General features: G+C 64.0%; 1 protein-coding gene. It reads right to left on the bottom strand.

What is annotated here, in order from left to right; translation table 11 throughout:
- Positions 1–20 precede the first annotated feature (20 nt).
- Entirely contained in the window at positions 21–1,190 is a 1,170-nt protein-coding gene (locus AC0L25_RS32365; protein WP_473599174.1) for an ISAs1 family transposase, read from the bottom strand.
- Between the last annotated feature and the right edge of the window lie 83 nt (positions 1,191–1,273).

Genomic DNA, 1,273 nt, shown 5'->3' with positions numbered 1-1,273 from the left:
CGCAGGGCTCCGAATCCAGGTTAACGGCGTAGGTCGCCGAGGATTGCGGCGAGGTAGTCGGTGCTCCAGCCTGCCTTTTTGCGTCTGAGTTTGATGGAGTGCTTGTCGCTGACGGCTCTGACGAGGTTGAGAGCGAAATGGCGCACGATGGCCATGTTGAGAGCGCCGTGGCCTTTTCTGAGACGCGACTGGTCGTCGTTGAAGACGACGTCGAGGGTCCAGTGCAGAGCGTTCTCGACCAGCCAGTGGCCGCGCACGGCATGAGCGGCCCGTTCGGCGGTCAGCTTGGCGGAGGCGATAAAGTATCGCGTGTCGAAGCGGCTTTTGTCCTTCAGTCCAGTGCGCGAGCTGACGCGCACGATGGTTGTGGCGTCTGGCAGGCGCAGTTCACCGGGAAAGCGGCGCTGGCCTTCGAGCCAGCCAGTCTCGCGCGAGACGGTGACGGTGCGCTCCTCGATGCGGCCATGGCCCTTGTCGAGATCGACGAAGCTGTCGAGGCAATCGGCTGGAGCGTCGTCGAAATAGCGCTCGATCTCGGCTCTGAGCGTCGGCTGGTTGGCCTTGACGGCGAGCAGGTAGTCGGCGCCGGCATCCCTGATGGTGGTAGCAATGGCGGCATTGGTGGCGATGGCGTCGATCGAGACGAGCGTGCCCTTGAGGCCGTCATTTGCCGCCAGGCGCTCGACAAGCACCGGGATCGCGGTCGTCTCGTTGCTCTTGTCACTGACGGCCTCCTGTCCGAGCACGAGACGGGCAGTGGTGGCGAAGGCCGAGACCAGATGCAGCGGGGCCTTGCCAGCGCCGCGATCGTGGCTGCGCCGTGACGTCTTGCCGTCGATGGCGACGAAGTCCGGCTTGTCGGGCCATGTCTGGCGCACCCATGCGGTGAAGGCGGCTGAGAACAGGCCGGGATCGATGCGGTTCATCAGCATGGTCAGCCAGCGCCCGCCCGGCACGCCGTGATGATAGGGCAAATAGCGGCGCAGGAAGTCGAGACGCGCCGCGCCCCAATCGGCAATCAGATCATAGTCGTCGCAGTCGCAGATCGTGCCGCAGACAACCAGAAGCAGGACTTCCGGCAGCGGATGCGCCACCCGCCATGGCTCGCGCGGGTCTTCGATCGCGGCGAAATGCTCCAGAAGCGCCTTCAGGCGCGGCTTCTCAAATCCTTCGAGGGCGGCAAGGGTCATGGCAGGGCTCCGAATCATCGAAGCCCCATGGAATCAGATCAACCGCAATCCCTAAAGTGCGTTAACCCGAGTTCGTAGCCCTG

Source organism: Mesorhizobium sp. WSM4813, assembly GCF_055811555.1.
Note: the sequence above shows the minus strand (reverse complement) of the source record. Positions and strands in the feature narration are given on the sequence as shown.

What these genes read in the sequence shown, in the direction of transcription:
- AC0L25_RS32365 (WP_473599174.1), bottom strand. Translation starts at nt 1,190, where the DNA reads ATGACCCTTGCCGCCCTCGAAGGATTTGAGAAGCCGCGCCTGAAGGCG.